Annotated in this window: 6 protein-coding genes; 2 read left to right on the top strand and 4 right to left on the bottom strand. The window is 72.7% G+C overall.

Going from position 1 to position 6880, the window contains the following annotated elements:
* Nucleotides 1-1080 (top strand): PQQ-binding-like beta-propeller repeat protein (locus tag VN520_RS24225; RefSeq protein ID WP_325749047.1); only part of this gene is annotated, 1080 nt, incomplete at its 5' end.
* A 34-nt stretch (nucleotides 1081-1114) separates the two neighbouring features.
* Here VN520_RS24225 and ilvD read toward each other — a convergent pair.
* From ilvD to VN520_RS24205, 4 genes are all read right to left on the bottom strand, one after another.
* Nucleotides 1115-2965 carry a dihydroxy-acid dehydratase gene (gene ilvD, locus VN520_RS24220; protein WP_325749046.1) on the bottom strand — a complete coding sequence of 617 codons (1851 nt, stop codon included), beginning with the start codon at nucleotides 2963-2965 and terminating at the stop codon, nucleotides 1115-1117.
* Between the two features lie 307 nt (nucleotides 2966-3272).
* Nucleotides 3273-3893 carry a TetR family transcriptional regulator gene (locus tag VN520_RS24215; RefSeq protein WP_325749045.1) on the bottom strand — a complete coding sequence of 207 codons (621 nt, stop codon included), beginning with the start codon at nucleotides 3891-3893 and terminating at the stop codon, nucleotides 3273-3275.
* Nucleotides 3890-4714 carry a sugar phosphate isomerase/epimerase family protein gene (locus VN520_RS24210; RefSeq protein ID WP_414719933.1) on the bottom strand — a complete coding sequence of 275 codons (825 nt, stop codon included), beginning with the start codon at nucleotides 4712-4714 and terminating at the stop codon, nucleotides 3890-3892. The genes VN520_RS24215 and VN520_RS24210 overlap by 4 nt, the downstream gene beginning before the upstream one ends.
* Nucleotides 4715-4796: 82 nt before the next feature.
* Complete coding sequence (locus tag VN520_RS24205) at nucleotides 4797-5744, bottom strand: Ppx/GppA phosphatase family protein (protein ID WP_325749044.1); 948 nt, start codon at nucleotides 5742-5744, stop codon at nucleotides 4797-4799.
* A gap of 32 nt (nucleotides 5745-5776) precedes the next feature.
* Between VN520_RS24205 and VN520_RS24200 the strand changes: the two genes are divergently transcribed.
* Nucleotides 5777-6643: a hypothetical protein gene (locus VN520_RS24200; RefSeq protein ID WP_325749043.1), complete on the top strand. Its 867-nt coding sequence runs from the start codon at nucleotides 5777-5779 to the stop codon at nucleotides 6641-6643.
* The last annotated feature ends 237 nt before the right edge of the window (nucleotides 6644-6880 follow it).

Genomic DNA, 6880 nt, shown 5'->3' with positions numbered 1-6880 from the left:
GCGGCCTTCGTGCCGTGGCAGACACCGCTGCGCGCCCCGGGCAGTTCGACGCCGTCCTGCGCCCGGGGCCCCGCCGGGGCGGGAGCCGCGCTGTACTGCGTCACCGACGGGTTCGGCCCGGCCCGGCTGGACGCCTCGGACGGCCGGGTGGTCTGGTCGCACCGGGGCACCTCGCCGAAGGGCGCCGGGGGCTCCGGGCCGCGGGGCACGGTGTCCGGGAGCGTCGCCTGCACCGTCGTCGCGGGTGAGGAGCTCCGGGCGTACTCCCCCGGCGACGGGACGGAACTCTGGCGTACGGATCTCACCGCGTATCTCGACGCCCCGCTCCCGGCGGGCGACACCCTGCTGACCGTCCGCCGGGACGGGACGCTCCAGGGGCTCGCCGCCGCGACCGGCGCCTCCCGGTGGCGGCGCGCCGTCCCGGGGCACGGGAGTCCGGGTTACGCGCTGTACGAGGCCAGGACCGGGCTCGCGTACGCGTTCGAGAGTTCGGTGCGGGGGACGACCACCCTGGTCACGGCCATCGAGGCAAAGACCGGCGGGACGGCCTGGCAGCGCAGGCTGGACGGGATGCTCACCCCGGCCGGGACGTCGGGCGGGGCGCTCCTGCTCACCGCCATGAACGAGCAGGCCCAGACCACCGGGCTGGTCCGCTACGACCCGGCGCTGCGGCGCGCGACCCGCATCGCGCTGCCCTTCCGGATGGACGCACCGGAGACCGTGGTGGGCGGGGACACCGCCCTGCTGCTGGAGCGCGGCGGGACGCTGCTGGCGCTCGACGTCCGTCCGGGCGCCGGGCAGGCCGAGCGGTGGCGGCTGGAGACGGCTGTCGGGATGACCTCGGCGCCGGTCCTGGGGGCCGGCGGACGGCTGTACTTCTCGGCTGCCGACGGCCGGCTGCTGGCCGTCGACACGGAGCACGGAACTCTGCTGGGCCAGACACGCCCCCGCCTGAGGGAGGGGAAGCTCAGCCACGCCTCGTCGCTGCCCGCCCCCGTGGTCATGGGCAGAAGCGTCATCGGCACCGCGCCGGACGGATCCGTCTTCGCCGTGGACGCGGACGACCCCGCCCGCTGGTGAGACCAGGGACGGGGCCGGAGGCGGCTGCGGCGGGTCAGCCGAGCCTGGAGACGTCGCGGACCGCGCCCTTGTCCGCGCTGGTCGCCATCGCCGCGTACGCGCGCAGCGCCTGGGAGACCTTGCGGTCGCGGTTCCTGGGGGCGTAGACCCCGCCGAGGGCCTGGTCACGGCGGGCCAGCTCCTCGTCGGACACCAGGAGCTCGATCGTGCGGTTCGGGATGTCGATCGCGATCCGGTCGCCGTCCTGCACCAGAGCGATGGTGCCGCCGGACGCGGCCTCCGGGGACGCGTGGCCGATGGACAGACCCGAGGTGCCGCCGGAGAAACGGCCGTCGGTCACCAGGGCGCAGGTCTTGCCGAGCCCGCGGCCCTTGAGGAACGACGTCGGGTAGAGCATCTCCTGCATGCCGGGGCCGCCCTTGGGGCCCTCGTAGCGGATGACGACGACGTCGCCGTCCTTGATCTCCTTGCGGAGGATCTTGTCGACGGCCTCCTCCTGGGACTCGCAGACGACCGCGGGGCCCTCGAACGTCCAGATCGACTCGTCGACGCCCGCCGTCTTCACCACGCAGCCGTCGACGGCCAGGTTGCCCTTGAGGACCGCGAGCCCGCCGTCCTCGGAGTAGGCGTGCTCGACCGAACGGATGCAGCCGCCGGCCGCGTCCGTGTCGAGGGTGTCCCAGCGCTCGGACTGGGAGAAGGCGGTCGCCGAGCGCTTGCAGCCGGGGGCCGCGTACCAGAGTTCGAGTGACTCGGCCGAGGGCGAGCCCCCGCGCACGTCCCAGGTCTTCAGCCATGCGTCGAGGGAGCCGGAGTGCACGCTGTGCACGTTCTCGTTGAGCAGGCCCCCTCGGTGGAGCTCGCCCAGGATGGCGGGGATGCCGCCCGCGCGGTGCACGTCCTCCATGTAGTACGTCCCGCCGGGGGCCACGTTGGGGGCGACCTTCGCGAGGCAGGGGACCCGCCGGGAGATCTCGTCCATCTCCGGGAGGCCGAAGACGAGCTCGGCCTCCTGGGCGGCGGCCAGCAGGTGGAGGATCGTGTTGGTGGAGCCGCCCATGGCGATGTCGAGGGCCATGGCGTTCTCGAAGGCCTCGCGGGTGGCGATGCTGCGGGGCAGGACGGAGTGGTCGTCCTGCTCGTAATGACGCTTGGTGATCTCGACGATCGTGCGTCCGGCGTTCTCGTACAGCCCCTTGCGGGCGGTGTGGGTGGCGAGGACCGAGCCGTTGCCCGGGAGGGCCAGGCCGATGGCCTCGGCGAGGCAGTTCATCGAGTTGGCGGTGAACATGCCGGAACAGCTGCCGCAGGTCGGGCAGGCGTTCTCCTCGATCCGGAGGATGTCCGCGTCGGAGATCTTGTCGTTGACCGCGTCCGAGATCGCGTCGACGAGGTCGAGGGTGCGGACCGTTCCGTCGACCAGGGTGGTCTTGCCGGCCTCCATCGGGCCGCCGGAGACGAACACCGTGGGGATGTTGAGGCGCATCGCGGCCATCAGCATGCCGGGGGTGATCTTGTCGCAGTTCGAGATGCAGATCAGGGCGTCGGCGCAGTGGGCCTCGACCATGTACTCGACGCTGTCCGCGATGAGGTCGCGGGAGGGCAGGCTGTAGAGCATCCCGCCGTGCCCCATGGCGATGCCGTCGTCCACCGCGATGGTGTTGAACTCGCGCGGCACGGCGCCCGCCGCCTGGATCGCCTCGGAGACGATCCGGCCGACGGGGGCGAGGTGGGTGTGGCCCGGCACGAACTCGGTGAAGGAGTTGGCCACCGCGATGATCGGCTTGCCAATGTCCTCACTGGCTACGCCGGACGCCCGCATAAGGGCGCGGGCGCCCGCCATGTTGCGGCCGTGGGTGACAGTGCGGGACCTCAGCTGGGGCATCGTCGCTCGCTCCTTCGCAGAAAAGACTGCTTATGAGCGTACGCCCCGACTCCACGATCTGGACACTCCGTCCGGATACCGGGACGAAGCGACCGCTGGGTGGGCAGGTCCCCGCCCTCTTCCGGCCCCGTACGTACCGGCCTCCGGTGCCTCGGCGGGCGGCGTTCGCCCGTCGAGGAACGGCGTCCGGCGCGTGCTCCCGGCGGGCCGGCCGGCAGCCCCCGTACGGGACCGCACCCGGGCTTTCGTCCGGTGCGGTGAGGGGCGTGCCGGGCGTCGCGACGGGGCGGGCGCCGCCTGCCCGGCGCTAGTCCGTCAGATACCGCTGGAGGGTGGGGGCCACCATCTCGACGATCTTCTCGGGATCCGCGGTGGCCAGCGGCTCCGCGCGGATCACGTACCGCATGACCGCGACACCGATCATGTGGGAGGCCGCCAGCTCGGCGCGGAAGGCCGGGTCCGGCACGTCCAGCTCCGCCGCGATCCGCTCCAGCAGCCGGCGCAGCACGAAGCCCCGCAGCACCGTCGCCGCCGCCTCGTGCGTGAACGCGGAACGCAGGATCGCCAGCAGCGGCGCCCTGGACACCGGGTTCTCCCACACACCGATGAAATACCGGGCCAGCCGCTCCCCCAGGTCCTCGGAGGGGCCGTCCAGGATCGCGGGCAGGTCGAGCGCGGGCTCGAAGGAGACCTCGACGGCAGCGGCGAAGACCTCGTCCTTCGTACCGAAGTAGTGGTGGACCAGGGCCGCGTCGACGTCCGCCGCCCTGGCGACGCCCCTGATCGAGGTCTTGTCGTAGCCGCGCGCGGCGAACTCCGCGCGGGCCGCCTCCAGGATCCGGGTCCTGGCGTCGGGGCCGGCGGCCCCAGCCGTCCGGGAGGGGCGGCCCCTGCGCCGGGGGGCGGGGCCGTCGGCGCCGGGGGTCACGGCCGGGGGGTCCGCGCCGACGTGGCCAGATGGAGCCGGGTGAAGGCGAGAGCTTCCGCGAGGTCGGCCTCGCGTTCGGCCGAGGACATGGCGCGGCGGGTGTTCACCTCGATGACCACATGTCCGTCGAAGCCGGTGCGCGCCAGCCGCTCCAGCAGTTCGGCGCACGGCTGGTCGCCCCGGCCGGGCACCAGGTGCTCGTCCTTGTTGGAGCCCTTGCCGTCGGCGAGGTGGACATGGGCGAGGCGGTCGCCCATCCGGTCCACCATGGCCAGGCTGTCGGTGCGGGCGGTGGCGGTGTGCGACAGGTCCACGGTGAAGTGCCGGTAGTCATCGTTGCTGACGTCCCAGGCGGGGGCGTACGCGAGCATCTCGCGGTCCCGGTAGCGCCACGGGTACATGTTCTCCACCGCGAAGCGCACATCGGTCTCGTCCGCCATGCGCCAGATTCCGGTGACGAAGTCCCGGGCGTAGTTGCGCTGCCACCGGAACGGAGGGTGGACGACCACCGTCGACGCGCCGAGCTTCTCCGCCGCGGCCCTGGCCCGCTGGAGCTTCACCCACGGGTCGGTGGACCAGACCCGCTGGGTGATCAGCAGACAGGGCGCGTGCACGGCCAGGACCGGCACCTGGTGATAGTCCGACAGCCGCTTCAGCGCCTCGATGTCCTGGCTGACGGGGTCGGTCCAGACCATGACCTCGACACCGTCGTAGCCCAGGCGCGCAGCGATCTCGAAGGCCGTCGCCGTCGACTCCGGATAGACGGAGGCCGTCGACAGGGCGACCTTCGCATCCGGGATGCGCACCACTGGTTCTGCCACGTGGACAGCGTACGGCCAGCAGTACGCGACGCCGAAGGAGCCCGGCTGAAAGTGAGAAGGGCCATGGGGCGCGGCGCCCGGATCAGGCCAGGGCCGCCTGCACCGCCGGCAGGTGGTCGAGGCGGCGCAGGATGACTCCTTCCCGCAGCGCCCAGGGGCAGATCTCCAGCTCCTCGACCCCGAACAGGTCCATCGCGCCCTCGGCGACGAGCGCCCCCGCCAGGAGCTGCGCGGCGCGCCCCTCGGTGACGCCGGGCAGGTTGCCCCGCTGCTCGACGGTCATCGCGGAGAGCTTCGGCACCCACTCCTCCAGCGCCTTGCGGGTGAGGACGCGCTGCACGTACAGCCCCTCGGCGGAGCGGGCGGCACCCGTGATCCTGGCGAGCTGCCGGAACGTCTTGGAGGTCCCGACGACGTGGTCGGGACGGCCCAGCCGGGTGAACTCGCCGACCGTACGGGCGATACCGGCGCGGACGTGGCGGCGCAGCGCCCGTACGGCGGTCGGGTCCGGCGGGTCGCCCGGGAGCCAGGCGGCGGTGAGACGGCCGGCGCCGAACGGCAGCGAGACGGCGGCGTCGGGCTCCTCGTCCATCCCGTAGCCGACCTCCAGCGAACCGCCGCCGATGTCCAGGACCAGCAGTTTCCCCGCGGACCAGCCGAACCAGCGGCGGGCGGCCAGGAAGGTCAGCCGGGCCTCCTCCTCGCCGCTGAGGACGGCGAGGGTGACGCCGGTCTCGTCCCGCACACGGGCCAGCACCTGGTCCGCGTTGCCGGCCTCACGCACGGCGGAGGTGGCGAACGCCAGCACGTCCTCGCAGCCCTTGTCCTCGGCCGCCTGGAGGGCGTCGGTGACCGTCGCCACGAGGCGGTCCACGCCCTCGGGACCGATCGCCCCGTCCGGGTCGAGAAGTTCGGCGAGCCGCAATTCGGCCTTGTGCGAATGGGCGGGCTGTGGGCAGGCACCGGGATGGGCGTCGACGACCAGCAGATGCACCGTGTTCGACCCCACGTCGAGGACTCCGAGTCTCATACGGGCACGCTACTGCGGCTTACTCTGGGCTCGTGCCAAAGACGAAAAAGGCGAAGCCGGACAAAGCCGCGAAGAGTCAGCAGAAATCGAAGCAGGAGAGGCAGCAGCCGGAAGCGGCGGGGCGGGGCGGGCCCGACGAGAAGGGGCTCGACTTCGCTCGGGCCTGGGTCGAATTCCCCGACCCCGCCGACGACGAGCAGGTCTTCCGCTGCGATCTGACCTGGCTGACGTCCAGGTGGACCTGCATCTTCGGCAGCGGCTGCCAGGGCATCCAGGCGGGCCGCGCCGACGACGGCTGCTGCACGCTGGGCGCGCACTTCTCGGACGAGGACGACGAGAAGCGGGTGGCCGGGCACGTGGCCCGGCTCACCCCGGACCTGTGGCAGTTCCACGAGGTCGGCACGGAGACGGGCTGGATCGGGGTGGACGAGGACGGCGAGCGCCAGACGCGGCGCTGGGAGGGCTCCTGCATCTTCCAGAACCGCCCCGGGTTCGAGGGCGGCATGGGCTGTTCCCTGCACATCCTGGCCCTCAAGGAGGGCAGGGAGCCGCTGGAGACCAAACCGGACGTGTGCTGGCAGCTGCCGGTCCGCCGTACGTACGACTGGATCGAGCGGCCCGACGACACACGCGTGCTCCAGATCTCGATCGGGGAGTACGACCGCCGGGGCTGGGGCCCGGGCGGACACGACCTGCACTGGTGGTGCACGTCGGCGACCTCCGCGCACGGGGCCGGCGACCCGGTCTATGTGTCCTACCGGCCGGAGCTCACCGAGCTGATGGGCGAGGAGGCCTACGACCGGCTGGTCGGGCTGTGCGAGCAGCGGCTGGCGTCGCTGCTGCCGATGGCGCCCCACCCGGCCGATCCGGTCCGGGGCGGGTCCTCGCCGAGGCCGTGAAGGCCGGTCCTGGGCCAGGACTTCAGGACGGGACCTCGACCAGGACGTGAAAGCCGGCCCTGGATCAGGTTTTCGCGGCCGGTCCTCGACCAGCTCGTGAAGAGCGGCCCCGGAGGCGCCGCCCTGCTTCCCTCTTCCTGACCGGCGGCCCGGCGGACGCGGTGCGCAGGCGTTCCGCCGCGGGCCGGGCCTCCGTTCCGTGTCAGCCCGCCGGCTCGGAAGGCTCGCCCGGGGGCG

It is taken from the genome of Streptomyces sp. (assembly GCF_035563135.1).
Taxonomy (GTDB): Bacteria; Actinomycetota; Actinomycetes; order Streptomycetales; family Streptomycetaceae; genus Streptomyces.
This window is presented reverse-complemented; position numbering and strand designations above follow the sequence as displayed.

Bases quoted from the DNA above. Each gene is read 5' to 3' on its own strand.
- VN520_RS24205 (WP_325749044.1), bottom strand. From the start codon at position 5,744: ATGAGACTCGGAGTCCTCGACGTGGGGTCGAACACGGTGCATCTGCTG.
- ilvD (WP_325749046.1), bottom strand. From the start codon at position 2,965: ATGCCCCAGCTGAGGTCCCGCACTGTCACCCACGGCCGCAACATGGCG.